This window comes from Neoactinobaculum massilliense (assembly GCF_900604955.1).
Lineage (GTDB): Bacteria > Actinomycetota > Actinomycetes > Actinomycetales > Actinomycetaceae > Neoactinobaculum > Neoactinobaculum massilliense.
In genome coordinates this window covers 1,386,674-1,411,374 of sequence record NZ_UWPE01000001.1, presented here as the reverse complement: position 1 = coordinate 1,411,374, position 24,701 = coordinate 1,386,674, and the positions used below count along the sequence as shown (strand labels likewise).

Sequence of the window (24,701 nt, the reverse complement as noted above, 5' to 3'; positions counted from 1 at the left end):
CCCTACAGTTCACTCGGATTTTGGATCTGGCCCGTACCCTCATCCCACTTTTGCGCGTCGCGGTGCGGGGTAATGACCAGGTGGGGATCGGTGATGGACGGGTCCGGGAGTGGGGCAATACCGGCCTCGTCGCCGTATTCCTTGCGGAGGGCGTCAATGGGGCCCCAGCCGAGTGCGCGCGACGGGCAGGCGTCCACGCACGCCGGATTCTGTCCCTGTTCGCGGTAGTCATAGCAGAGGTCGCACTTAGACATGCGGCCGGTGCGGGAATCCAGCTGCGGGGCGCCGTAGGGGCAGGCCCACTGGCAGTAGCGGCAGCCCACGCACTTGGACTGGTCCACGTACACGGTGCCGTCCTCGCGCCGGCTCATGGCCGTAGTGGGGCACACCTGCATGCAAATTGGGTTCTCGCAGTGGTTGCAGCTGATCGACGTGTAATAGGAGAACACGTTCGGCGTGAACGTGCCGTCCTTTTCATTGACCTGCCACGTACCGCCGTCGTACTCAATGACGCGGCGCCAGGTGACACCCACCGGGAGATCGTGCTTGTCCTTGCACGCGATCTGGCAGGCCTTGCAGCCGTTGCAGAGCGTCTGGTTGAAGTAGAAACCGTAGTTGGCGCCCTTCTGCGTGTAGGGCTCCGAAGCCGTCTCGTGGTTCCCCGGTTTAGGAATGAGGGTCGATGTCATAACCGTTCCTTCTTGCAGACGCCCGACCGTTGCCGCGGATCCTTGCGGGTCCGAGAACAATCAAGCGGGCTGCCGATGTTGCGCACTGCCGACACCTGAATCACCCGATGATAGACAGGTGTCATTTAGTTCTAGTTTGAGGATAGGTCCCGCGCCCGCCGGTATTTGAGCGGGTCGGCCGTTTTTACGTGAGGGACGTGTTGTGGAAACGGGGCCGCGTCTGTGGTGCGGGACGTTCAGCCCACGCCGGGCGGTTCGTGTTACGACGCCGTTCGCGCACGCGTCGCACCGGTCAGCTCGGGTGGTTACCCACCGGCCGCACGGGGACGCTGTTAGTGCTACTCCGGTGCCGGCACCTGCTCGTGCAGCGCTAGCACTGGCGTCCGCGGCGGCGGATCGGCACCGACGTCCGAGGTGGCGTGCGGCCCGCTACCTGGTCCGTTCCACCTCAACAATCGCTGAGTTAGCAGGGTTCCCCTTTGCTAGAGCCGAAGGGTGGTACTTCGTGAGCAGATTGATGTTGCCGCCCCGGTCCACGCCATTCTTGTCCGGCATGTACCAGGCGCCTTGAGGCACCGAGACCACGCCAGGGATAACGCGAGGGGTAACGCGCGCGGGAATCCGGAGCCGCCCGCGATCGTTGAACACATCCACCATGTCCATGTTGGAGATACCGCGCTTCTTGGCATCGATGGGGTTAATCCACACCTGCTGTGGATGCGCCTCCTGATTCTTGGGAAGGTTCGCATAGGAGGAATGCGTACGTCCCTTGAAATGATGGCCGATGAGTTGGAGCGGGTACTTCTTTGAAGTCTTGGCAGCTTGCCAATCTTCGAACTGCGAAGCCTGCACCGCGATCGGGTAGATATGGTCCTCTGGGAAATCGAAGGTCCAGGTCTTTGATTCGTCGTAGATTTTCTTGGAGAAAATCTCAATTTTGCCGGAGTCCGTGCTCAGTGGGTTAGCTTCAGGATCCTTCTGGAAGTCCTCAAAGGCGATGAACGGCGGATCGAAGTGGTGGCGGTAGTATCCCGTCTTCTCGAACTCCTCCATGCTGGGGAGATTGGGAATCTGCTCCTTGGACTTCTTCCAGAGGTATTCGCGCCATTCTTCCTGGGTGCGGCCCTGAGTGAATTCCTGCTCGATGCCCAGTCGCTTTGCCACCTCGGTGCACATCTCGTAGCCGCCCTTGCAGTCATAGAGCGGATCAATGGCCTTCTGTGCCCAGATGGCCCAGCCCATATCGCCACAGCTCATACCAGGAACCAAATCGAAATCTTCGAAGTTGGTGGTGGAGGGCAGCACCATGTCTGCCCACCGGACGGTGGGTGTGTGCTGGTGGTCAATCACCAGGATAAATTCGGCCTTCGAGGTATCGGAAAGAACTTTCTCGGTGTGCTTGATGTCGTTGTGCTGATTGATCAGCGCGTTCGATGCGCTAAGCACCATGAGTTTGATACCAACATCGAGCTTATCTTTTCCGCGCACACCGTCATGCTCCGCCGTCATGCGTTCGCCATGGTCAATGGTATCTACCCAGTTGAAGCAGGAGATGGCCGTAGTAACGGGTGGCTCCTCGCCGTCGTAGTTCGGGAACATAGCAATCGGAAGTTTGGAATTTCCCTCCCGAGCGCCGGTGCCACCACCGGCGATACCTACCTGACCCAGGGCACACGCCAAGGTGAATACTGCGCGAGAGGAATTTTCTCCGCCGGCCGACCGCTGCATGCCCCAGCCCTGGGTGATTGCAACGGGCTTCGTCGTACCCAACTCGCGGGCCAACTTAATGATGGTGGTTGCTGGCACGCCGGTAATGGCTGCGGCCCACTCGGGTGTTTTTTCGACCCCGTCCGGACCCTTTCCTTCAACGTAGGAGCGGTAGGACTGGCCGGCTGGAACGCCGTCGGGCATGTGGTCTTCATCGAAGCCGACGCAGTACTTGTCCAGGAAGTCCTGATCCTGGAGGCCCTCGTCCAACAGCACCCAGATCAGCGCCGCAACGAGGGCGGCGTCGGTGCCGGGACGAATAGGGATCCACGCGTCCGCAATGTCCTGCGCGGTTTCTGAGTAGCGAGGGTCAATGACAATGGTGCGCACGTGGTAGTCCTCGCGTGTTTTCTGGACTACAGCGAGTTCACCACCGCCGGACATGCGGGTTTCGAGGGGATTGTTCCCCCAAAACAACTGCAGTTTAGAGTTCTTCGCATCTTCCAGTGAGTTGGAGGTGGCGACCTCTCCCCAGAAGTACTTGGAGGAGTCCGTGATTTGCGCGGTGGAGTAGCTGCCATAGAACTGCAGATAGCCTCCGAAACAGTTAAGTAGGCGCGGCCAGCATCCACGCTGAAGGATATTGCCGCCGGTAGAGCCCGTGCCGTAGTGGAACCAAATAGCCTCGTTGCCATAGGTTTCCTTCACGCGCTTGAGTTCGGAGGCGATGGTGTCAAACGCTTCCTGCCAGCTGATTTCTACCCACTTATCCTCGCCGCGCTTTCCTGCGCGCTTCATTGGACGCTTGAGGCGGTCGGGAGAGTAGATGCGCTCGCGCTGGTTGCGTCCGCGCACACACGCGAGATTGCGGAGATTATCAATGTCATTCCCGCCGGTATTGTCCGGTAGTACGCGTACCACCTGCCCGTCCTTGACCTGGAGGCGCAGTGGGCAGCGGCTTTGGCAGTTCGCCAGGCAGGCGTTCCACACCGTCTTATCCACATCCGTGGAGCCCGTGCCGTTCGGAACCAGCGTGGTGGCCTTGGTCCGCTTGTAAAATGCGTCGTTGCTGGGTGCGCAGGCCACCAGGCCAGCTGTAGCACCGGCCACAGCGGACCACTTGAGGAACGTGCGGCGGGTGGGGCCGGTAGCCGCTCCTGCCGCGGTGGGCATTTCCTTCATCACATACCACCTACACTTTGAAGTGCCCCGCAGCGGGCACTAATTTACGAACGTCAAATAGTTCTTGCTATCTTGAGTGTAGAAACGCACCGACAGCCGAGCGCGTCCGCGGGGAGCCGAATACCCGAACGCTCGTGTTTCGAAAACCGGTTGCGTGGCGAAGGAGGGACGAAATGCCCACCTCTTCTGGAAAGGCTCGGCCGGTCCGTGAGGGATCACGCCGCCATATCGCCGCGCCCGCTCAGCCCATTATGACCGGAGGCTCCGGCACCGCCCGCCACGACGTCGTCGTCCCAGGCCCTGCGCGCTCCAGTAGTACGCGGTCTCGCTCTGTCGCGGATGATCCGCGCTTCCAGAAGGTGCGGCAGAAACTAATCGGCGCGGTAGTGGAATTGGGGCGCGAGGGTTCCGTCGACGCCGTCACCATCTCCCAGCTCGCCTCCCGTGCCGGTGTGGCGCGGCAGACCGTCTACAAGCACACGCCGTCCGCCCCCGCTCTCCTTGCTGAATACCTCGATACGCAATTGGGTGAATACATAGAGGACCTGGCCAAGTTGGTCACCGTTCCAGGTTCCCACCCGCGCGCGGAGCTGCAGCGAATTTACGGCGAACTCATGGAATGCGTGAGCCGGGATGCGGATCTATACGCGCACGTATTTGCTGCGGAGGGGGCATCAACCACGCTGGCTGCACTCATGCGGCTCGCTGAACCGCGGATGGGTGCCTATGTGCGGCAATTCGCCGGTCAGCTGAGTGAGCCACCCACCGCGCTCTGGGTGGAGATGGCGGCCGCGCAGCAATTATTCAATGTGGTAGCCATGATCCGAGCCTGGATCCGCACCGGCGGGGAGGCGGGCGATTCGGCCGCTGTGGACGCCTACCTGACACTTGCGCCACCCTGGCAGCTGGCGCGGCTGGACGGCGCTCGCGATCTGCCCGGGCGTCTCTACCAGCGAGAATCGCGCCGTTAACCAAGGCGGCGGGAGAGCCTCGCGGGTGTACAACCGCTGGTGGGAACTGGCTGCTGAAACCTAAGAAAACTCTCCACCTGACGGAAAACTTCCGGTTATGGGGCCAAATTGAGGCCCGAACCGCAAGCTCACCATCAACTCAAGAGGAAACCGTCAACTCAGCAGAAAACCGTCACCTCAACAGGTTGCGCATCGCCAGGCTCCGCATCGCCGCAGCTATGGCAAGGAACCCAACGCCGTATCTTCCCCTAGGCTTAGGGCTCGCTATCCGCCCCTAGCTTTCGGGCGCGCTCCAGGTCCGTGCCTTGGTCTCGATCGCGTGGGCAGTCTCGGCGGCATCGGCACCCTTGGCCGCGGCGTAGCCCACCAGGAATGCGGTGAGCGGTGCACCCGGCCGGGACGGACCGTGCGCCACGGCCGCAATCATGTTGAGGAGATCATCGCGCACGGACTTTTCAATGTCCGCATCCACGCCCAGGTCCGCCGCGACGGCGGCCAGCCAAGCGTTTGTTTCCGGAGACTTTGCAGCATCAGCCATAGCAATCCTTTCGTCCATGAGCAGGCTAGCAAAACCCCACACCGCGGGCCTTGCGCTTGGCTACGTGCCGCTCGTGCAGCCAGGAGATGAGGACGGCAAGGAGATAGAGGGCCATGATGATGCACGCCTGCGCCACCATCGGCCACGGCGATGGTACGGGATTCGCAATCGCGGCGAACACAAAGGCGCCGATGGTCACCCAGCGCCAGGCCTTCAGCATCGCCCGTGCGCTCAGCACACCCAGGAAATTGGCCACCACCAGCACCTCGGGCAGCAGGAAGGACACGCCAAACACCAACACCAGCGCAATGTAAAAGCTGATGTAGTTCTGCGCGAGGAGAAGCGAGGTGGCGTCGGCCGGTACGAAACTTTGCAGGATCTCCACGGCGCGCGGTGCCGCCCACACGCCCAGCGCCGCCCCGCCAAGAAACAGCACCAGCCCCGCCACACCGAACACGCCAACGTAAAGTTTCTCGCGCCGCTTGAGCCCCGGCGCCACAAACGCACCCACCTGGTAAATCCACCACGGCGAGCTCAGCAGCACCCCCAGCGCCAGCGCCACCTGCACGTGGAGATCGAAGCCGGCGCCAATGGTCTGGAAATTGATCGCCGCACTGTGGGTGAGCGGGCGTGTCATGAAGGCGATCACCGGGTCGAACAGGTACCACCCCGGTACGGCCCCCACCGCAATGCCCACGAGCGCGCGCAGCAGACGCGTGCGAAGCTCCGCCAGATGCTGGGAGATTCGCATGCGCCGTTCGGGGTTCGCCGCGCGCCTGGACACCGGTTAGTTGCGCTGGTTCGGATCCGACTGAGTGGGCGCCGCATCCTGCGGGGTGACGGGCGCCTGCACCGCCGTTTCTTGCGGGGCGGTACTGGACGACGCCGGTGGCGTCGGCTGCGGGGTGGGTGCCGTGTTGGTAGCGGGTGCGCTTTGAGCGGGGCGCTGCTGGGGCGCCGCGTACTGAACGGGTTGCGCCGGCGTTGCCGGCTGAACGGGCGAGGCCGGCTGCGGGGCGGGTTGCTGTACCGGTACGCCGGCCACGGGCGTAGCGGGCGCCGGGGCGCCGGAAGTTGGCAGGGCGGCGGGTGCGGCGTCGCTTTGAAGATCCTTCATCTCTTCCTTGAGGATCTTCGCGGATTTGCCGAGGTTGCGCGCGATGTCTGGCAGCTTGGAGGCGCCGAAAACGATCGCGATGATGAGGACAACAACAAGAATGTGCCAGAAGCTGGGTCTCAATTTTTCTCCTTTGTGGGGGTGCCTGTATGAAGCTTGGCGGGGGTGCCCGCGTGAGGCACTGATGCTGTGGAAGTGGCCGACGCCGATGAGTTCGCCTCGGCTAGCGTAACGCTGTCCGCCGGCTCCCCGGGGTGCGCCGAGTGCGGAGAGCCGGGCGCGTGTGCGCCCGTGATGTCATCCCGGACGCTGTTTCCGACCGCGTCCGCCTGGGTCAGCCAGGCGTTCATTTCTTCCCGTACGGTATCGCGCACGATGTTCTTGGGGCTCAGTGAGGAGAGATCTAGCGAGGCAAGCTTGCGCAGTCCCGCCAGCTCCTCCGAGGAGAGTCCGCCCAGGTCCACGGTGGTCTCCTGCCGCAGGCGCGCGGACCAGCGGCGAAAAGCGGCCAGAGCCTGCTTCATAGCCCGCAGTGCCTGCGCCACGTTTTTCGGCCCCAGCACGGCTGCGGCCACCACCAGGATGACCAGGAACTCGCCGCCACTGATCCCCAGCATCAGGCCTTCTCCACCTGCGCCAAAATGGTGTGCGCACTCATGCCCTTGGCAAGGGGTGAGGGATGCAGTGAGGCAAGCGTGTTCATGCTGCCGCCCACATCCACCGGCTTATCCTGATTCGCACCTTTCGGCGGCTTCACGGTGGCGGCGTCCTTCGGCGTGTACCAGGCGCCCTGGGGTACGGACAGCACGCCGGGGGCGATGCGCGGGGTCACCTTGGCCGGAAGTCGAAGCGTGCCGCGGTCGTTATAGACGAACACGACGTCGTCGTTCTTAATGCCCCGAGCCTTCGCGTCAACGGGATTCATCCACACCGTTTGCACGTGGGCCTCCCGCAGCCAATCAACGTTCCCGTAGGAGGAATGCGTGCGTGCCTTGAAGTGATGCCCGATCACCTGGAGCGGGTACTTCTTGTTGGAGCGGGCCTCCTCCGCCCCCTCCCAGGTTTCCACGTAGCGCGGGATGGTGGGGATTTCGTCGCCGGTGAGCCGCGGGCGGAAATCGCCGAAGGTCCACTTCTTGGCGAGCGCGGCCAGGCGCGTGGAGTAAATCTCGATCTTGCCCGACGGCGTGGGCAGCGGGTTCGCGGCCGGATCTCTACGGAAATCTTCCATGGGAATCACGGAGCCCACGTTGCGCCGGTAGATGCCCATCTTCTTCCACTCCTCATAGGTGGGGAGCGTGGGATCCTCCTTGCGGCCGGACTCAATGGTGGCACGCAGCCACTCCTGGCGCGTCTTGCCACCGGTGTACTGCTCCCTGAGGCCCAGCTTGTCCGCCAGATCCGCGCAAATGTCGAAGATGGGGCGGGCCTCATACAGCGGCTTGATGGCCTGCGTGGAGACGATGCCGTACGCCATCGGGCCCGCATTCTCGCCCGGATGGTAATCGCCGTCCTCCTCCGCGGTGGCCGTGCCGGGCAGGATGTAATCCGAGTAGCGGGCGGACACCGTGTACATGATGTCGCAGGTGACGATGAGTTCGCACTTGGATTCGTCGCGCAGAATATCCACGGACGCGTTGTTATCTCCGGTCTGGTTGACCAGCGAATTTGAGGAGTAGTTGAACACGGCCTTAATCGGCACGTCCAGGTGGGTGTTCGTGGGCTGGCCGCTATCATCCACCGGTACCTTGAGGTCACGCACGCCCTTCTCCGGCTTGACGCCCACGCCCGCGTTGAAGGTATCCATCTTGGGGCCGTGATCAATGGCGTCCAGCCAGCTGAACACGGAAATGATTTTCTCCGAAGGATTCGTCATCTCCGTGTTGAACACTTTGGTGATGGGGAAGGTCACCGCTGCCTCGCGGCCGCCCGTACCGCCGCCCTTAATCCCCACATTTCCGGTGACGCACGCCAGCAGGAATATCGACGCCGCCTCCGCCTCCCCGTTGTTGTGACGCTGCGGGCCCCACCCCTGGGAGATCGCGCACGGCTTGGCCGTTGCAATATCCACAGCCAGCTGACGGATGGTTGGGGCCGGCACGCCCGTGATGTTTGCGGCCCACTCGGGTGTTTTTTCGACGCCGTCCGCGCCCTTCCCCTCAACGTAGGAGCGGTAGGAGGCGTTCGCGGGGGCGCCGTCGGGCATGTGGTCCTCATCGAAACCCACGCAGTACCTATCCAGAAAATCCTGATCCTGAAGACCGCGCGCGAGCATTTCGTGGATCATGCCGGCCACGAGGGCCGCATCGGTGCCGGGACGAATGGGGATCCACTCATCGCCTAGCGCCACCGAGGTTTCCGAGTAACGCGGATCAATAATGATGGTGCGCACGTGGCTCTGCTTCTTCGTGGTTTGCGTAACGAAGGTTTGCCCGCCACCCGACATGCGGGTTTCTAGCGGGTTATTGCCGAACATCACCTGGAGGCGCGCGTTGGCCGCATCATCCAGCGTGTTCGTGGCCTCCCACTGGCCGTAAAAATAGGGGTAGGCCTGGGTGATATTAGTGGTGGAGTAGTCCGAGTAGTGGTCGAGGTATCCGCCGAACAGGTCCAGCAGGCGGGCCATCGGTGTCTGCTCGGGCGGCCATGAACAGGACATCGTGGAACCGATGGTGCCCGTGCCGTAGTTGATGTAGAAGGCCTCGTTGCCGTAGGCGGACTTGATCTCCTTCATCTTGTCCGCGATCTCGGTGAGTGCCTGGTCCCAGGAAATCTCCTGCCACTGCTCCTCGCCGCGCTTTGTGCCCGGCACGCGCTTGAGTGGGTGCTTGAGGCGATCCGGGTTATAAATGCGGTGACGGATGGAGCGGCCACGCACGCACGCGCGCACCTGCTGATTACCCAGTTCGTCGGTGCCGGTGTTATCCGGCAGCACACGGATCACCTGGCCGTCTTTCACCTGGAGACGCAGTGGACAGCGGGAACCACAATTGACCGTGCAGGCACTCCATACGGTTTTATCCGCCGCCGTGGAGCCCGTGCCATTGGGGACCAGTTTCGTAGCATCGGTGCGCTTATAGAGCGGGTCCGTTGGTGCACACGCCACCAGCCCCGCGGTGGCGCCCGCAAGGGCGGACCACTTAAGGAATGTACGGCGGGACGGCCGTAGTTTCGCCGGCATGGCTGCCTCCTCGGTTTTGGTTACTCAAATTTAAATCTAAGCGACACCTGGTAGTTAGTGGCAGGGGCGGAAAGCGGGACCACGGGCGAAATTGCGTGAGATTCGCGTTGCGGAATGGGGTGGTGGGACCTTCAGGCCGAACGACGACGCCGTGTTACGCGGCGAGGACAGGGGCTAGGCCTCCGCCCGGAGGCGCTCCTGCTCGCGGAGTGCACGCCGGGCGCTCGCGGGCATCCACAGGTGGGTGCGTTCCCCGAACTTCCAGCCCAGCACCCACCAGATGAGTTCCACCAGCGCCGCCCCGATCACCCCGAGCACGGCGCCGTAGGCCATCAGCGGTCCGTTGGAAGAATCCAGCTGGAAGAAACGCTGCGTTTGCCTGCCCATGAAGATAATGCCGTAGCCAGCCACCGGGAGGAGCACCAGCGCCACTTTCCACCAGGTGTAGGGCCGCGCCACCACGGCCAATACCCAGGAGCACGTGATGATAAGCGCCAGCAGTGTAGCCGTGGCAACCTGCGTGTGATAGGCGCCGGTTGCGTCCGCCCGATACAGGTGGATGTACGTCAGGAACGTCACCAGTGCCACGGCAATACCGGCGGGGAAACCGAAGCGCATCACGCGCTCCACAAAACCGTCCCGCGCCTTGTCATTATTCGGTGGCAGCGCCAGCACGAAGGCGGGAATGCCAATGGTGAACCAGCCGGTGATGGTCACGTGAATAGGTTGGAATGGGTAGGGCAGTGCCCACAGCAGTATGAGCAGTGCCAGAAGCGCCGAATAGACCGTCTTGGTGAGGAACAGCCGTGCTACGCGCTCAATATTGCCGATGACGCGGCGCCCCTCCGCCACCACGCGGGGCAGTGCGGAGAAGTGGTCATTGAGGAGCACCACCTTTGCCACCGAGCGTGTGGCGGACGTGCCCGATCCCATGGCTACACCCAGGTCCGCGTCCTTGAGTGCCAGCACGTCATTGACGCCGTCGCCGGTCATGGCTACCGTGTGGCCCGCCTGCTGTAGGGCAGCCACCATCTTCCGTTTTTGCTCCGGGGTGACGCGTCCAAATACGGCGTGATTATTGACGGTTCGCGCGAAATCGGCGTCGGACACGTGGCGCATGTCCACCGGCTCACCCACCTCCAGCCCGAGTGAGCGGGTGACTGCTCCCACGGCCTCCGCGTTATCCCCGGATACCACCTTGACCGCAACGTCCTGGGAGTTGAAATACGCGAGCGTGGCGGCGGCGTCGGGACGAACCTTCTGGTCCAGGAGCACCAAACCCAGCGGAACCACGCGTCCGGGCGCCGAGGGTGAGCGCACCGGTTCCGCCGCCTGCCCGAGCAGCAGCACGCGCTGACCGGTGGCCGCAATACGTGCGGCCTCCTCCTTGGCGGCGGCGAAACCCTCGGCGAAATCCAGTAGCACATCCGGGGCGCCGAGCACCCAGTTCCCGGCATGCGAGCGGTGTCCATCCCGCGCGAAGCTCACTCCGCTCCACTTCTTAGCGGAACTAAAAGGCTGGCGTGCCCTCACCTGCCACGGGTGGGCGGGAGCTCCCACGGCGGCGATAATTGCCTGCATGGAGGTGTTGGGTGCGGCGTCGGCGGCGCCGAGCTGGGCCAGTACCTCGCGGATTTCTGCCTCGTGAGCGTCACCGAGTGGGATGAGCCCAGCCCAGGTGAGTCGGTTCTCCGTGAGCGTGCCCGTCTTGTCCGTAGCCACCACGTCCACGCGCGCCAGCCCCTCGATCGCGGGTAGCTCGTTGACCAGTACGCGGAAGCGGCCTAGGCGAATGACACCCAGCGCGAAGGCCGTGGATGTGATGAGCACCAGTCCCTCGGGGATCATGGGAACCAGCGCGCCCGTCACGGCGAGCACGGTGGAGCGATAGTCGCCCGCCCCCACGCGAATCTGCCCAATAATGGTGAGAATGCCGACGGGGATGAGCACCCAGGTGATGACGCGCAGAATCCAGTTGATTCCGCTCTGCAGCTTGGAATCCACCAGCGAGAATTTCGAGGCCTGCGCGGTGAGTTGAGCCGCGTAGGCGTCCGCGCCTACCGCTGTTGCCCGATAGCTACCGGTGCCGGATGCCACGAATGAGCCGGACATGATGCGATCCCCGGGCTGTTTCGCGATCGGATCCGATTCGCCGGTGAGGAGCGATTCGTCCACCTCCAGGTAGGCGGCTTCCGTCACCTCCCCGTCCACCACCACCTGGTCACCTGGCCGGACGGTGACGATATCCCCGAGTACCACCGCGTCCCTGGGGAGGACGGTCTCCGTGCCGTCGCGCCGCACGGTGGGTTGGGCCTCGCCCAACACGGCCAGGCTGTCCAGGGTTTTCTTGGCTCGCAGCTCCTGAATGATGCCGATGATCGAGTTGAAGAAGATGAGAAGACCAAACAGGGCATTGATCCAGCTGCCCGTGGTGAGAACCAGCACGAACAGTACGCCCAGCATGACATTGATGCGGGTAAACACGTTGTCCCGCACAATTTGCCAGGTGGTGCGGCCGGAGCGGGCCGGAAGCGCGTTGGATTTTCCGGCTGCGGTGAGCTCGACTACCTGAGCCGCGGTGAGTCCGCGAGTGGGGTCGGCTTGGTAGGTGTTCGCGGTAGGCCGGGTGGCACTGCGCTGAGTCATGTGGCCAGTCTAACGACGCCGGTTACGACGCCGGGGGTTGCGCGGTACCTAAGGTCACCGTGTTTTAGGGTGCGTAGGAGCGACGTGCTCGCTACCGCCTTCTGAAGCGGCGCGGGGAAGCGGTGGGCACGCGGCCTTCGCGCAGAGCGTTTCCGATGGGATCGTTTGGATCCTGAATGTGTGAGGCCCAGTCGGTGATACGCGGGCAATTACGCAGGATGGCGTGCCGGTCACGTTCGGTAAACCCGCCCCACACCCCGAATTCAATATTGGAGGTGAGCGCGTCGGCCAGGCACTCGAGCCGCACGGGGCAGTGGAAGCAGAGTTCTCGGGCCTGTTTCTGGGCCGCGCCGCGCACAAACATGGCATCCGGATCTGTTTGAGCGCACTTGGCGCGAGCCGTCCACTCGCGATCGAGCGACAGCCCATTTGCTAACCTCTGCACGGCCCCTCCTTTGCCTAATAATATTTTGAGGCTACCCGCAAGAACGGGCTTGAGCCAAGGAAAGGTCCCGGTTTGCGGCATGTTTTTGGGAGTATCGCCGGCTGCCTGCTACGCTCACCGCCTCTCCTCCCACGCTACCGCCGCCCACAACGGGACGCACCACGGCGTCGTCGTAAAAGGGGAGTAGCGCAACGATAAGATCTCGAGAGGCTCGGCACGTCGGCTTCGCTTCCCAGGCTTCACCTCTATTCTGGTAGGTATGTCGAGTACCGAGAAGCGCGCAACCAAGAAGCAGTTGCTGATGATGATCCTCAGCCTCGTGCTGGCTATTGCCGGTGGCGGCGCGCTCACCGCTGGCCTCATGCTTCCGTTCGCCATGACCACCGGTACGGCGTTGGCCGATTCCGTTGATGTGTTCCAGGACGCTCCCTCCAGCCTGGGCTTTACGGAGCCATCCCAACAATCCGTGCTGCTGGCCTCGGACGGTACGGAGATTGCCCGGTTCTTCGCGGAGAACCGCATCGTGGTGGGATCGAGTGACATTTCGCAGTACATGAAGGACGCCGCCGTGTCCATCGAGGACCGGCGCTTCTATGAGCACCACGGGCTGGATGTTCAGGGCACACTCGGGGCGGCGCTGTCCAATCTTGCCGGTGGCGGTGGCACGTCCGGCGGCTCCACCATCACTCAGCAGTACGTGAAAAATGCGCTGGTGGAGCAGGGGCGTATCACCGGGGATGATGCGCTGGTACAGAAGGCAACCGAGCAGACAATCGGCCGCAAGATCAATGAGGCGCGGCTGGCCTTCGCCGTCGAAAAAACGATGACGAAGGATGAAATTCTTACCGGGTACCTCAATCTGGCTCAGTTCGGTCCCTCCGAATACGGCGTGGAGGCGGCCGCACAGCACTACTTCTCCAAGAGCGCCAAGGATCTCAGCTACCTTGAGGCGGCCACCATCGCGGGTATTACGCAGTCGCCGGCCAAGTGGGATCCGGTCAAGCACCCGGAGAACAACACCAAGCGGCGCAATACGGTGCTCAATGAGATGTATCGCAATGGCTACATCACGAAGGAACAGCGCGATCAGGGCATTGCCACGTCCGTCGAGTCCACGCTGCACGTATCTAATGCAACAGCAGGGTGCGGGGCGGCCGGTATTTCCGCCTACTTCTGCGAATACGTGGTGAAGGATCTGCTCAACGATGACTCCTGGGGAAAGAGCCGCGAGGATCGCACCAACCAGCTCTACCGCGGCGGCCTGGTGATCCACTCCACGCTGGACCCGAAGAAGCAGCAGGATGCGTATGACTCGATCGTCAAGTACCAGCCGGTGGAGGATCCCTCCGGTATTGAGGTGGCGCTTTCCACGGTGCAGCCCGGCACCGGTTACATCCAGGCGATGACCCAGAACACCAAGTACGGCGTGCCCAATGACACGGACACCACCATGACGCAGGTGAACTTTAATGTGGGACAGTCCATGGGCGGCGGCGCGGGATTCCAGGCCGGATCTTCGTGGAAGATCTACACGCTCACGGAGTGGATCAAACAGGGGCATTCCGGTTCGGAACTGGTGAACTCCTCAAACACCACCATTCCGAAATCCGCCTGGACTATTTCGTGCGCTCCGCAGGAGGCGGATACCTATTCATATTCGAACCTCACCCAGCCGGGTGGCATGCGTCCGGTATGGGACGGCATCCGCAAGTCCATCAACGGTATGGCGGTCCATATGGCCCAGCAATTGGACCTGTGCAATATCATCAACGGCGCCCAGAAGATGGGCGTGCAGCGCGGGGATAGTAAGGAGTGGACATACTCGCCGGCTATGATCCTGGGCGCAAATAACGTGACGCCGCTGTCCATGGCCGTGGGCGTGTCCACGCTAGCCAACGACGGCACCCGCTGCGACCCGCAGAGCTACACCTCCATCGAGGATGCCAACGGCAAGGTACTCACCAAGCGCGCCTCCTCCTGCGAGCAGGTACTGGAGCCGGATGTGGCACGCCAGGTCACGCAGGTGCTGGAGAAAGTGGTGGAATCCGGCGGTACCGGTTCCAACGCGGCCATATCCGGACGGCAGGTAGCGGGCAAGACGGGTACGGCCAACAATGATTGGCACGCCTGGTTCATCGGCTACACCCCGCAGCTGGCCACCGCCGTGTGGCAGGGACACTCCGAGGGCAACATCTCCATGTTCAACTCTGTCATCCAGGGGCAGCGCTACTCTGAGGTGTACGGCGGCCTGTTCCCGGCAAAGATCTTCTCCGATTACATGACGAAGGCGTTGAGCGGCGAACCCGCGGAGGCGTTCCCCACTCCCAGCACGGGAAGCCTCACGGGGAGCAGTAGTAGCACGACGTCGCGTGGCACCGGCACCACTGGTACCACGGGTGATACCGGAACGTCGGGTGGCACGGGTACGTCGGGCGGCACCGGCACCACCACGAATAACGGGGCGGCCACTGCCGGGACCACCACGAATGGGAACAGCAATGCTGCGAATAATGGTGCGTCTAACGGCAACACGAACAGTGGCGGTAAGGATTAATGGGCCGCGCCGAGACGAGGCTAGGTAGCGGTAGTAGGGCGGCCGCGCGTATTACACGGCTGCTGGGTGCGGGTGCGTGCATGGGTGGCGCAGCGCTGGCCTGGGGGCTGGTGGAGGCGGAGGCCTATGTACTGCGGTCGCGTACGGTGGCGGTGGAGTGGCCGCGCCGGGCGCAACGTGCCGGAGAGCAGCCGAAAGGGAAGGAATCGGGCGGCGACGAGGCGGGCTACCCCGGTCACCAGCCGCTGCGCGTACTCCATCTGTCGGACTTGCATCTGACGGCGCGTAATCGGCGTCGGAGTGCGTGGACGGCGTCGCTGGCGCGGCTGGAACCGGACCTCATTGTGGCCACGGGTGATTTCATTGCGGCGCCGGACGCGCTGGACATTCTGGCGCGAACGCTTGCGCCGTTCGAGGGTACCCCGGGTGTGTTCGTGTATGGCTCGAATGACTATTTCGCGCCCCGACCGCGCAACCCGTTTGACTACTTAAAGTCCGATTCGCGTCCGGGAGCGCGGCGGTTGGCGCAGCAGGATACGCTGCCCACCGCGGAGCTGACGGCGCTGCTGGAGGGCCTGGGGTGGCTGAACCTCAACAATGCTCGGGGGCGCGTACACGCGGCCGGCTGGACCATCGACTGCGTTGGGGTGGATGATCCGCACATTGATCGTGACGCCTATCCGGGGCTCTATGCATGCGGAGTCGAACGCGTGGCCGACGCCGCCGGTAAGCATGCGAATGCCTGCGGCGGGGCTGTTTCACGTGAAACGGGCCGTGCCGGCGATAACCAGGCCGGCATTGGTATTCGCGCGGGTGCGGACCTTCGCGTGGGCGTGACCCACGCCCCCTACGTGCGTGTGCTAGACGAGATGGCGGCAGACGGTTGCGAACTTATCTTCGCCGGCCACACGCATGGCGGTCAGCTTGGTATCCCCGGATACGGCGCGATTATCACGAATTCGGATTTGCCGCGGCAGTTTGCTTCCGGCACCTTTGCGTGGCCCGCGGGGGAGCGCGCGGATGTCATTCGCTACGACGGCGGACTGGCCACCCGGCCGGGCAGTGCGGCGGTAACCGTATCCGCCGGCCTGGGCACATCCCCGTACGTACCGATCCGCATTAATCGGCGCCCCGAGGCTGTGCTGCTCAACGTGGTGGCCGCGTAGCGGCGCGCTTACATGTGCCAGCCGGCCAGCACGTCACGTACCACGGCCGCTGGATCCTCGGCCTGCATAACGGCACGCACCATAGCCACACCGGCCACGCCCTGGGCGGCGAGCGCGGGAACATCCCCGGGCTCCACATCCCCAATGGCGATAAGCGGCAGGCGAGTGGCGCCTACCAGCGGGCCGTATCCCTCCACACCGATTGGCAGGCGGCCGGAATCCTTGGTGGGGGTGGGGCGGAAGGGGCCGCATCCCACATAGTCGATCGTGTCCGCGATGGCCTGGGCACCCCGCACCAGCTCCAGTGTGCCCGTGGTGAGCCCAATGATGGCGTCCGGGCCCAACATGGCGCGGGCATCCGCGGCGGGCAGGTCGTCCTGTCCCAGGTGAACGCCGTGGATGGGCGAGTGCGCGCGGCGGAGGGCGAACACGACGTCGGCACGATCATCGATCACCACGCGCGTGGTGGGGTGCGCGGCGTGGACCGCACGCGCAACGGAATTGGCAAACGCCATGAGATCACGCGTGCCCAGTTCTTTTGCGCGTACCTGAACCACGCCGGCTCCGGCCTGCGCGGCGTCGGCAGCCGCCCGCACTACCTCCGGTCCACTGCCGCGCGTGATGACGTAGCAACGCCAATCGATCATGATTCCTCCTGTTCTGGCGCGGGGAAGCGGGCGGGGTTTTCGCCTACCTCATCCAGCGCATCGTAAAGGGCGACGCCGAAGGACCCCGGCCTCCCCGTTCGCGCGGCCGCGAGCTCGCCCGCGCGTTTCAGCCACATGGAGGCGGCGACGGCGGCGTCGAACGCGGGCGCCACACTCACGCAGGCCGCCGTGAGGGCGCCGAGGAGACACCCCGTTCCCGTCACCCGAGTCAGTAGTGGCGTGCCACCCGCCACCGCGGCCGTATGGCGCCCATCCGTGATGAGGTCTCGCGGGCCCGAGCAGGCCACCACGGTGCCGGAGAGGCGGGCGAGGTGAGATGCCTCCTCTCCGGCTTCCTCCGGGCGCGCGAGGGAATCTGCCCCGCGCCCGCCCCGGGCAAGGCCTCCAAGCGAGAGGATCTCTGAGGCGTTCGCTCGGACCACGGCCGGGGCGAGCGTGACCAGGCGTTTGGCGAGGGCCGTTCGGGTGGGGCCAAGTCCAATCGCGGCTGGATCCAGCACCCAGGGAATGCCGCGCCCACGCGCCGCCGCAACGGTGGGTGGAATACCGGCCGTTCCGTCGGTGGAAAGCGTCCCGAGATTGATAAGGAGCGCGCTCGCGGCGCTGTCCATCGCGGGCGCATCGCTGGCTGTTTCGGTCATCATGGGGCGGGCCCCGGCCGCGAGCAGTCCGTTTGCCACAATATTCATGGACACGGTGGCCGTAATGCAGTGCACGAGCGGTTGAAGCGCGCGCACCTGCTCAACAACGTCGCACTACGTCATCGCGTCATCTCCGTCCTACCCGTGGGTGTGCCCGGCTTGGCCGTATTCGCTGCCGCACCACATACTTCTGTCTCATCGTGGGGGCGGGACGGCGCACGACCGGCCGTAGCGACGTCGTCGATATCGCAATCCCAGTCCTCCCGGCTGAGGCGCGGACCAAGCCCGGCGCCCACCCCCACCAGGAGTGCGGCCAGAATGAGGAGCAGTAGCGGCGCCCCCTGATGGCCGACGGCGGACTCAAGCGGGCCAAGGTAGAACGGATAGAGCGCGGGCAGGACAAGCGAGAACGAATAGGCCGTGCCGTACCCGCGCGAGCGCACCTCCGTGGGGAACAGCTCGGAGAGGTAGGCGGCGATCGGGCCGTAGGCGGCCACGCTCACCACCTGGAGCGCGGCGGCCAGGCACGCGGCCGGGCCCACCTGCTGGGGGCGCACGATCACCAGCCACAGGACGGGGCTCGCGATTGCGGCAAGGACCGCCCACCCGACCAGCAGCCGGCGTCGTCCGGTAAGCGAGGAAAGATGACCCGTGAGAGCCATAAATAACGCCTGTGCCACCGACGCCACGCCCATGGTGAAAGCGGATTGGGATTGGGTGAGGCCGGTGTCCGTTACCAGGCGTGAGGGGAGGATCAGTACGGTGACGTCGGTCATGAGCCACAGGCCGGTCATGAGCGTGAATGCCCGCCAAAAAATGGGGGCATGCCTACCGGTGAGAAGGGCGGACAGGCCGGTGCGGGAGGCGCGGCAACTCCGGCGATGGAAAGCCGGTGAATCCGAGACATGGAGCGTGTAGTAGGTGAGCATGCCCAGCGAGCAGACCATGCCGATAAGGAAGAGCAGCCGCCAGCCGTAGCGGACGTAGGCATCCGTCCCCATGAGCGTGAGGAGGCCCGCGGTGGCGAACGCGATTGTGCCCTGCGCCCACGGCGCCATGGAGAGGATGAAGCCGGACATCCAACCGCGCCGCCGCGGGGGTGACCACTCCATCGCCAGCGGGATAGCCGCCGAATATTCGCCGGCAATAAAAATTCCGCCGAGGAAACGGGCAAGGAGCACAGCCGAAACCGCGAGCGCGCCAATGCGGTGGTAGGTGGGGATGACGGCGATGAGGAGCGCGCAGCAGGCCGTCCCGATGATGGCTACGCGGGTGGCGCGCGTGCGGCCCAGTCGGTCGCTGATCCGGCCGAACACCAGTGCACCGAGCGGCCGGCCCAGCATCATCGCAATGACCACGGCCGGTCCCGTCATGACGGACGCACCCGGGCCGGCAAGCGCCGCAATCGCCGGGGCAAGGGCGGTCAGCGGCAGAAACATGTGCAGGTTGTCCACAAAGTTTCCGACGACGCCGGCCCGCAGCGCGCTTTGGCCCGCGGGCGGGAGGGTACTGCGGCTTGCGGAAGGGAGAGTGCCCGCGGGCGGGAGGGCGGACGCGGGCATAGCGGTCGTATCCCGCAGCCGACGAGGTAAGTGAGCGCCGGTGGCACGGTGCGTTTTTCTCACAGCAGCCGCATCCCCTGATCGAAGAACTCAAGTTCGTGGCGGCACGCCTGCAGGAAGGCGTGTGCCGCCCGGGCGCGGTCGGTGGGTGTGGCGGCGTCGAAGGCCTCCTCCACGTACCCCAGCTCCGTGGCCGTGAGTTCCACAAATTCATCCGAATGATAGAGGTCAAGCCATGCCGCGTAAGGATGGTCCGGCTCCACCGAGGGCACCTCCGCGCCGGTTTCGGCATACAGCCAGGCGCACGGCAGCACGGCGGCTGCACCCACCACGTAGGGTTCGGCGGCGGAGGCGAGGAGGAACGAGGTGTAGTAGTTCGTGACCGGGCCCTCCACGCGGGGAATATGGTCTCCGAGCCAGCCCTCGTGAAGTTGCCGTTCGGTGGTGAGCCCGCCCGCGGCGCATTCGTACCAGAATATCTGCGACGCCGTTGTGGGCGCCTTGGCCCCGACGCTCGCGAGTGCGCGCGAATAGTCAACGAGGTAGAGGGCGTCCTGGCCGAGATAGAAATCGAATGCCTCCCGGGCGAGGTCTCCGGCGATGAGTGCGCGCACGAAATCGTTACTGCGCACGCGGTCCCAGGTGGCGAATGCGGCACGCCAAAGTGCGGTGGTCCACGGTCCGGCCGGCTGGGCTGAGCGGGGGAGCGGGGCGGCGGCGTCCTGCGGGAGGTCCGCGGGCGTCTCCAGGCGAGTGGGGACGGCTGCGGCGGGGACCCATGGATGAGCGTCGGCGGCGCGAGCGAGCCGACGGGCGCGGTGCGAGTGGTCCACGGGGCCGTGTCCGTGGCCCACGTGGAGCGCGTCAGAATGGGCAATGGCTTCGTGAAGCCAGTTGGTGGCCCAGCGTAGCGCCTGCTCGGGACTGTTGCCGGCCGCCAGACGCGCGGTGAGCGCGGAGGCTAGCGAGCATCCCGTGCCGTGCGTGTTCTTTGTGGAGCATCGGCCGGTGCGGGCTTCGAATACCTGGCCGCCGGGGGTGACCCAGAAATTGCTGGCCCACCGGGTGTGCGTAAGGTGGCCGGTTTTCACCACGATGCTGGTGCCGTTTGCGGCGGCCCATCGTTTCCCCTGTTCGACGGCGTCCGCCTCCGTGGTGGCCGGTTCCTCGCCCAGTAGTACCGCGAGTTCGTTGAGATTTGGGGTGATGACGGTGGCCTGGCGGCAGAAGCGGCGCATGGCTTCTTCGGCTTCCGCGTCAATGAGGCGGTCACCGGAGGAGGCCACCATGACCGGGTCCACCACGAGGATGGCCGGTTTTTGTGTGCTGATCCAGGCGGAGACCGTGTTGATAATGTCCGAGGTTCCGAGCATGCCCGTTTTGACGGCGTCCAGTTCGACGTCGTCACTGACGGCCGCGAGCTGCTGCTTGAGGAAATCAATGGGCGGCGTGTGAATGGTGCGCACGCCGGTGGTGTTCTGTGCCACCAGGCTGGTGACGACGGTCATGCCGAATCCACCCGCCGAGGTAATGGCCTTCATGTCAGCGGCCGTGCCGGCACCGCCGCTGGGGTCAGTGCCCGCGATGGAAAGGACTCGTGGAATATGTGCGTCGCTCATGTGGACGTCCCTTCGCTAGTACGAACTAGAGCAGGTTCCATGGGTGTGATCTCAGCGCCCCGTGGCGCACCCCATGTCCACAGACAACTGTAGACCTTGGTTCCCCGAGACGGTACAGGACGATGGGCGGGTGCGGGGCGATAGGCGGGTACAGGACGAAAGATGGTGCCGGGTGAAAGGCGGCGTATGGCGATAGATGGGTGTGGGACAGAAGCTGGCGCAGAACGAAAGTGGCTGAGCGACGATCGGCGTGCGCGGCATGCTGCTGGGGTGCGCCTCGTGGCAGGGAGCGCCCGGCGTGATACCTGTTAGTGCCAGGTACGTCACGCCACTCCCGAATTTGGAATTGATCCGATAGAATGTACGGGTTGCTCCGGGGTATGGCGCAGTTTGGTAGCGCGCTTCGTTCGGGACGAAGAGGTCGTGGGTTCAAATCCCGCTACCCCGACTGGAGAACAAACCCGCGGGATACCAGCGAAAGGTAGCCTGCGGGTTTTCTTGTTTCCCCGTTTGGGGGAATGCGGGGGAATAGAAATCGGATCCACCCCAGTTCGGCGGGCCTGATTGGCTGTTGGCTGCTTGTCTGGCTTGCCGGCGCTTTAAAGACCTTTGATGTATTTGACTGGTGTCTTATACACCTGCAAACTGCACTAACTACCACGCAACGGATCGAAGTGCATGCTTACAGTCTTGGTTAGCCTGCTCAGCAAGGTTTAAAGGCCGTTAGTGCATTTGGATGGTGCTCTATACACCCATGAACGGCACTAACCACCTCGCAAGTGGCGTGATGCCGGCCTAGCGGATGGAAGTAATTGTCGAGTCACTCCCATCCGCGTCGGCCTGGCCGTCTAGTCGCGGCTAATGACAATGTCGAGACCGTTATCTGGGTGGTATGTCCATGTGGCCGTGTTGCCGTCCCATGTAGCGGTCTGTGTTCCGTCGAGAGCTCTCGTCGAGTCCATCCGGGAAGCAACGGTGTCGGGCGTATCAAGTTTGCTCAGCAGGCAAGCGATGTCCTCAATGGAAGCGGCTTCGGGTTCGTCACCGGATTCGTGCCGAAAACTCTGTGAATCGGATTCTCCGTCGATGAGAAGGCCCGCGCCGTCATCCACAACCTCGACCCCTTGGGGCCAATCGCAGTGGTGCACCGCCATTTGATACGTGGATGTGGTCGGTGTTGGGGATGGTGTTGGCTGTGGTGCCGCCTCGGGTGAGCAGGCGGAAAATGCCAACAATGGGATAGCAAAGAGGATGCTAGCGCGGATTTTCATAAGGAAATGATGGTGAATGATGGATGTGCCTGCGGTTTCAGGCTACGAGATTAGGCGAGGGTGTGAGCGTGTCAACGCGAGGGTGTACTCGGTGGTCTCAAGCTACGAGCTGAGGAACTTGGGATAAGGCGTAGCTGACAGTTTGGCATGACCAGTTGAGAAGCGACCAGTTACCTCGTACATCTTGGCCCGGCGTGAGTCCCTTAGATTTCCCAGCTGGGTGCCGTGGATCTTACAGATACGCGCGGTTATCTATTTCTTGTCAGCGGGATTCCGAGAGCGTGGGCTCGGGCCGTTGAATGATGGATTGCCTCCTCGCAATAAATGAATAGCCGCGTGTATCCCTCGGGATAATTCTCGTGGCGCGGCGGGTGGCCAGGGAAGCGTGGATCCCTGGCCACCTCTTTTTAGGTTCCTGCAGTTGCTGGAGCTTTACACCCTTGAGCGACGATAGAGCAGGAATCCCGCACCGCCCAGAACCACGGCCACAATTGCGAGCATGGTGCCAGAAAAACCGGAGTGCGCCAGCCCGGCCGGAGCGCTTGGGCTTGGTGAAGCGACCGGTGGGGTGGTTGCTACCGTGACTGGGCTGGTCGGCTCAGGCGATGCTGTCACGCACCGCTCGCCCTCGGGTCCTTCGGAGCCACCGGCGCCTTTAGATTCGTTGGCGGATTCCGGCCCGGACACGCATTCGGTACTCGTGGAAATTGTGGAGGGTGTGTCCACCGGTGTCTCTTCCGGTGTTTCCGACGGAGTGGGCTCCGGCGTGAGTGTCCACTCCACCGTGGTTGATCCCGTCCGGCTGATTCGCTCCTGCCCGGCCACCATGAACGTCTGCGCGTGCCTATCACCGTCCAGCGGCGTGACCACCAGGGCGCCGGCCGCCCGCGAATCGGGGACGATAGCGGTCACGGTGAGCGTGCCGTGTTCCGCGGTCTCCTCGGGTGCCACATAAAACTCGGTATCCGGCGAAAGTTCAACCGGAACTCCGGAAGCATCCACTACCTGCGCCCCCTCAACAGTAAGCGCGGCGTCGTCGTCGACGGAGAGAAGGAAGGGTCCAGCCAAACCCGGAACCGGTGCGCCCTCACCACCGGCGATATCTATTCCGACGGCGGCCGGGATATCGGGTGCGGCGTGGGCGGAACCATCAAGGAGATAACGGTAGAGAGCCTTAATCCGCGCGGACTCGGTAGGCGACGCGCTCGTGATGGACGCCAGCTCAAGCCCGTCGACCAGGTGCCACACGGCCATCTGGGTAGCGGTGATCGCCTCCCGAGCGGTGAGACCGGAGATGCTGGCGGCGCTCGCGACATTGCCGGTATCCACCGTGGGGTAGGAGTGCAGAATAATCCACAGGACTCGGCTGCGCACATTTGCCGAGGAAGCGAATGCGTTCTTCCCCAGGTAGCTGTCCCATTCCGCCACGACGGCCGGGCGCGAGGCATCCATGAGAACGCTGCTCTCGATGCAATACCCGAATACGCGGGAGTGACCAACGCTGATACTCACCAACTGCGGATAGTGGGTTTTACCCGTGGTGTCCTTTGCCCGAAATCCGCTCTCCACCTCTCCAATAGTGGCGGGTTCGCCCGGCTGCGCAATCGTGACAGAACCGGCCGTGGGTGCGGTGGGCGGTGTGGCGGAGGAGGGCGGATCCGCACGGGCCATCGTGGGTACTAGCAGCGCCGCCAGGGCAAGGATCGCGGCGGCAAGCAGGGCTAGCGCGCGGGAGAAACGGGAGGTCATGGGGTTCCTTTCATGCGTGGAGAACTGACGGCACCCACGCTATGAAGGGGCGCGAAGACGGGGGACGACGACGTCGTGACCTGTGGATAGAAGCGACGTTTCGCGAGCTGTGGACCGCTGGAGAACAAAGGAACGCGGGCGGCGGCTGCGCGGGCAATCGGCGTCGAATGTGGGCATACAAAAAGCGGGGAACGAATCCGCTCCCCGCTTGGCCGGTGAATGGTACCTGGTGGGTTCACACCCCAGCTACCAAAAACCTGTGCCCTAGTGTGCGCGACGCTGCAGACGCGGCACGTCCAGCAGCAGCACAGCACGGCCCTCAAGGCGAATCCACCCGCGCTGACCGAAATCGGCCAGTGACTTGTTGACCGTCTCACGGGAGGCACCCACCAGGTGAGCCAGCTCCTCCTGCGTAAGATCGTGTGCCACATAAATGCCTTCGGGCGTGCGCTCGCCAAAGCGATTGGCCAGATCCAGCAAAGCCTTGGCCACGCGGCCCGGCACGTCAGAGAACACCAGATCCGCCAACTGCTCATTCGTGTTGCGCAGACGCCTGGAGAGCTCACGCAGCATGGACATAGACAGCTGCGGATGAGTGCGCAGGAACGCGTTCATGTCCTTGTGGGACAGCGAAAGCAGCGTGGTGGGCGAAATCGCCGTCACCGTGGAAGAACGGGCACCCAGATCAAACAGCGACAGCTCGCCAATAATTTCGCCCGGGCCGAGCACCGCAAGCAGGTTCTCGCGTCCATCATCAGAATTGTGCGAAAGCTTCACCTTGCCCTCTGTCACCACGTACAGACGGTCGCCCTCATCACCCTCGTGGAACAGAATCTCGCCCCGCTTGAGCATGACGGGATGCATCATGGCGGCTAGCGCATCCAGATCTTCCGCACCTAGATCGCGGAATAGGGGGACAGACTTCAGGACGGTTGAATCCATGGATGTCCTTCTTTCAATTAATGTCACATGTACCGTTCAGATCACATTTTGCC

19 protein-coding genes, 1 tRNA gene and 1 riboswitch are annotated in these 24,701 nt (G+C 63.5%); of the genes, 4 read left to right on the top strand and 16 right to left on the bottom strand.

All coding sequences use genetic code 11. From position 1 onward, the window contains the following. Positions 1 to 2: 2 nt before the first annotated feature. Both EIH27_RS06075 and EIH27_RS06070 read right to left on the bottom strand, forming a co-directional pair. Positions 3 to 689: a DMSO/selenate family reductase complex B subunit gene (locus EIH27_RS06075; protein WP_124039998.1), complete on the bottom strand. Its 687-nt coding sequence runs from the start codon at positions 687 to 689 to the stop codon at positions 3 to 5. 429 nt (positions 690 to 1,118) lie between these two features. After that, the gene (locus EIH27_RS06070; protein WP_124039997.1) at positions 1,119 to 3,578 is read right to left on the bottom strand and encodes a DMSO/selenate family reductase complex A subunit; all 2,460 of its coding nucleotides are present in this window, start codon (positions 3,576 to 3,578) and stop codon (positions 1,119 to 1,121) included. Between the two features lie 173 nt (positions 3,579 to 3,751). Here EIH27_RS06070 and EIH27_RS06065 point away from each other — a divergent pair, with 173 nt between their 5' ends. Then, positions 3,752 to 4,549 (top strand): TetR/AcrR family transcriptional regulator, encoded by a 798-nt coding sequence (locus tag EIH27_RS06065; protein WP_124039996.1) that lies wholly within the window; start codon positions 3,752 to 3,754, stop codon positions 4,547 to 4,549. 274 nt (positions 4,550 to 4,823) lie between these two features. Here the strand turns inward: EIH27_RS06065 and EIH27_RS06060 are convergent, their stop codons facing one another. The 7 genes from EIH27_RS06060 to EIH27_RS06030 all read right to left on the bottom strand — a co-directional run bounded on the left by EIH27_RS06060 (position 4,824) and on the right by EIH27_RS06030 (position 12,476). Further along, positions 4,824 to 5,087, bottom strand: a complete 264-nt coding sequence (locus EIH27_RS06060) for a DUF6457 domain-containing protein (RefSeq protein WP_124039995.1) — start codon at positions 5,085 to 5,087, stop codon at positions 4,824 to 4,826. Between the two features lie 25 nt (positions 5,088 to 5,112). Then, positions 5,113 to 5,838, bottom strand: a complete 726-nt coding sequence (gene tatC / locus EIH27_RS06055) for a twin-arginine translocase subunit TatC (protein WP_124039994.1) — start codon at positions 5,836 to 5,838, stop codon at positions 5,113 to 5,115. 36 nt (positions 5,839 to 5,874) lie between these two features. Further along, complete coding sequence (gene tatA, locus EIH27_RS06050) at positions 5,875 to 6,327, bottom strand: twin-arginine translocase TatA/TatE family subunit (RefSeq protein WP_164461613.1); 453 nt, start codon at positions 6,325 to 6,327, stop codon at positions 5,875 to 5,877. Then, positions 6,324 to 6,821 (bottom strand): twin-arginine translocase TatA/TatE family subunit, encoded by a 498-nt coding sequence (locus EIH27_RS06045; protein WP_124039992.1) that lies wholly within the window; start codon positions 6,819 to 6,821, stop codon positions 6,324 to 6,326. The genes tatA and EIH27_RS06045 overlap by 4 nt, the downstream gene beginning before the upstream one ends. Continuing rightward, a complete protein-coding gene (locus tag EIH27_RS06040) occupies positions 6,821 to 9,385 on the bottom strand; it encodes a DMSO/selenate family reductase complex A subunit (protein WP_124039991.1) in 2,565 nt (854 codons plus the stop codon). Before EIH27_RS06040 ends, EIH27_RS06045 begins: the two co-directional genes overlap by 1 nt. Positions 9,386 to 9,559: 174 nt before the next feature. Further along, positions 9,560 to 12,031 (bottom strand): HAD-IC family P-type ATPase, encoded by a 2,472-nt coding sequence (locus EIH27_RS06035; RefSeq protein WP_124039990.1) that lies wholly within the window; start codon positions 12,029 to 12,031, stop codon positions 9,560 to 9,562. Positions 12,032 to 12,122: 91 nt separating this feature from the next. After that, positions 12,123 to 12,476, bottom strand: a complete 354-nt coding sequence (locus EIH27_RS06030) for a WhiB family transcriptional regulator (protein WP_241152986.1) — start codon at positions 12,474 to 12,476, stop codon at positions 12,123 to 12,125. A gap of 259 nt (positions 12,477 to 12,735) precedes the next feature. Here EIH27_RS06030 and EIH27_RS06025 point away from each other — a divergent pair, with 259 nt between their 5' ends. Then, on the top strand, positions 12,736 to 15,030 hold the full coding sequence (locus tag EIH27_RS06025; protein ID WP_124039988.1) for a transglycosylase domain-containing protein: 2,295 nt from the start codon (positions 12,736 to 12,738) through the stop codon (positions 15,028 to 15,030). Further along, positions 15,030 to 16,196, top strand: coding sequence for a metallophosphoesterase (locus tag EIH27_RS06020; RefSeq protein WP_206424893.1), 1,167 nt, complete (start codon positions 15,030 to 15,032; stop codon positions 16,194 to 16,196). Before EIH27_RS06025 ends, EIH27_RS06020 begins: the two co-directional genes overlap by 1 nt. A gap of 8 nt (positions 16,197 to 16,204) precedes the next feature. Here the strand turns inward: EIH27_RS06020 and EIH27_RS06015 are convergent, their stop codons facing one another. The 4 genes from EIH27_RS06015 to EIH27_RS06000 form a co-directional block, all read right to left on the bottom strand. Next, a complete protein-coding gene (locus EIH27_RS06015) occupies positions 16,205 to 16,843 on the bottom strand; it encodes a thiamine phosphate synthase (RefSeq protein WP_124039987.1) in 639 nt (212 codons plus the stop codon). After that, positions 16,840 to 17,601, bottom strand: coding sequence for a hydroxyethylthiazole kinase (thiM, locus tag EIH27_RS06010; RefSeq protein WP_124039986.1), 762 nt, complete (start codon positions 17,599 to 17,601; stop codon positions 16,840 to 16,842). The genes EIH27_RS06015 and thiM overlap by 4 nt, the downstream gene beginning before the upstream one ends. Before the next feature lie 23 nt (positions 17,602 to 17,624). Beyond that, positions 17,625 to 18,959, bottom strand: a complete 1,335-nt coding sequence (locus EIH27_RS06005) for an MFS transporter (RefSeq protein WP_241152985.1) — start codon at positions 18,957 to 18,959, stop codon at positions 17,625 to 17,627. 167 nt (positions 18,960 to 19,126) lie between these two features. Beyond that, positions 19,127 to 20,686: a bifunctional hydroxymethylpyrimidine kinase/phosphomethylpyrimidine kinase gene (locus EIH27_RS06000; RefSeq protein WP_124039984.1), complete on the bottom strand. Its 1,560-nt coding sequence runs from the start codon at positions 20,684 to 20,686 to the stop codon at positions 19,127 to 19,129. Further along, positions 20,677 to 20,770, bottom strand: a riboswitch (TPP riboswitch). (Overlaps the previous gene by 10 nt.) A 290-nt stretch (positions 20,771 to 21,060) precedes the next feature. Between EIH27_RS06000 and EIH27_RS05995 the strand changes: the two genes are divergently transcribed. Continuing rightward, positions 21,061 to 21,134 (top strand) — tRNA-Pro (locus tag EIH27_RS05995). Positions 21,135 to 21,534: 400 nt separating this feature from the next. On the opposite strand, the gene EIH27_RS05990 is transcribed toward EIH27_RS05995, so the two are convergent. The 3 genes from EIH27_RS05990 to EIH27_RS05980 all read right to left on the bottom strand — a co-directional run bounded on the left by EIH27_RS05990 (position 21,535) and on the right by EIH27_RS05980 (position 24,648). Then, positions 21,535 to 21,798 carry a hypothetical protein gene (locus EIH27_RS05990; protein WP_124039983.1) on the bottom strand — a complete coding sequence of 88 codons (264 nt, stop codon included), beginning with the start codon at positions 21,796 to 21,798 and terminating at the stop codon, positions 21,535 to 21,537. Between the two features lie 591 nt (positions 21,799 to 22,389). Then, positions 22,390 to 23,706: a thioester domain-containing protein gene (locus EIH27_RS05985; RefSeq protein WP_124039982.1), complete on the bottom strand. Its 1,317-nt coding sequence runs from the start codon at positions 23,704 to 23,706 to the stop codon at positions 22,390 to 22,392. A gap of 264 nt (positions 23,707 to 23,970) precedes the next feature. Continuing rightward, the gene (locus EIH27_RS05980; protein WP_124039981.1) at positions 23,971 to 24,648 is read right to left on the bottom strand and encodes a Crp/Fnr family transcriptional regulator; all 678 of its coding nucleotides are present in this window, start codon (positions 24,646 to 24,648) and stop codon (positions 23,971 to 23,973) included. Between the last annotated feature and the right edge of the window lie 53 nt (positions 24,649 to 24,701).

Bases quoted from the DNA above. Each gene is read 5' to 3' on its own strand.
- EIH27_RS06065 (WP_124039996.1), top strand. From the start codon at position 3,752: ATGCCCACCTCTTCTGGAAAGGCTCGGCCGGTCCGTGAGGGATCACGC.
- EIH27_RS06040 (WP_124039991.1), bottom strand. From the start codon at position 9,385: ATGCCGGCGAAACTACGGCCGTCCCGCCGTACATTCCTTAAGTGGTCC.
- EIH27_RS06070 (WP_124039997.1), bottom strand. From the start codon at position 3,578: ATGAAGGAAATGCCCACCGCGGCAGGAGCGGCTACCGGCCCCACCCGC.
- EIH27_RS06025 (WP_124039988.1), top strand. From the start codon at position 12,736: ATGTCGAGTACCGAGAAGCGCGCAACCAAGAAGCAGTTGCTGATGATG.
- EIH27_RS06035 (WP_124039990.1), bottom strand. From the start codon at position 12,031: ATGACTCAGCGCAGTGCCACCCGGCCTACCGCGAACACCTACCAAGCC.
- EIH27_RS05980 (WP_124039981.1), bottom strand. From the start codon at position 24,648: ATGGATTCAACCGTCCTGAAGTCTGTCCCCCTATTCCGCGATCTAGGT.
- EIH27_RS06045 (WP_124039992.1), bottom strand. From the start codon at position 6,821: ATGCTGGGGATCAGTGGCGGCGAGTTCCTGGTCATCCTGGTGGTGGCC.
- EIH27_RS06015 (WP_124039987.1), bottom strand. From the start codon at position 16,843: ATGATCGATTGGCGTTGCTACGTCATCACGCGCGGCAGTGGACCGGAG.
- EIH27_RS06060 (WP_124039995.1), bottom strand. From the start codon at position 5,087: ATGGCTGATGCTGCAAAGTCTCCGGAAACAAACGCTTGGCTGGCCGCC.
- tatC (WP_124039994.1), bottom strand. From the start codon at position 5,838: ATGCGAATCTCCCAGCATCTGGCGGAGCTTCGCACGCGTCTGCTGCGC.
- EIH27_RS06020 (WP_206424893.1), top strand. From the start codon at position 15,030: ATGGGCCGCGCCGAGACGAGGCTAGGTAGCGGTAGTAGGGCGGCCGCG.
- EIH27_RS06000 (WP_124039984.1), bottom strand. From the start codon at position 20,686: ATGAGCGACGCACATATTCCACGAGTCCTTTCCATCGCGGGCACTGAC.
- EIH27_RS05985 (WP_124039982.1), bottom strand. From the start codon at position 23,706: ATGACCTCCCGTTTCTCCCGCGCGCTAGCCCTGCTTGCCGCCGCGATC.
- EIH27_RS06075 (WP_124039998.1), bottom strand. From the start codon at position 689: ATGACATCGACCCTCATTCCTAAACCGGGGAACCACGAGACGGCTTCG.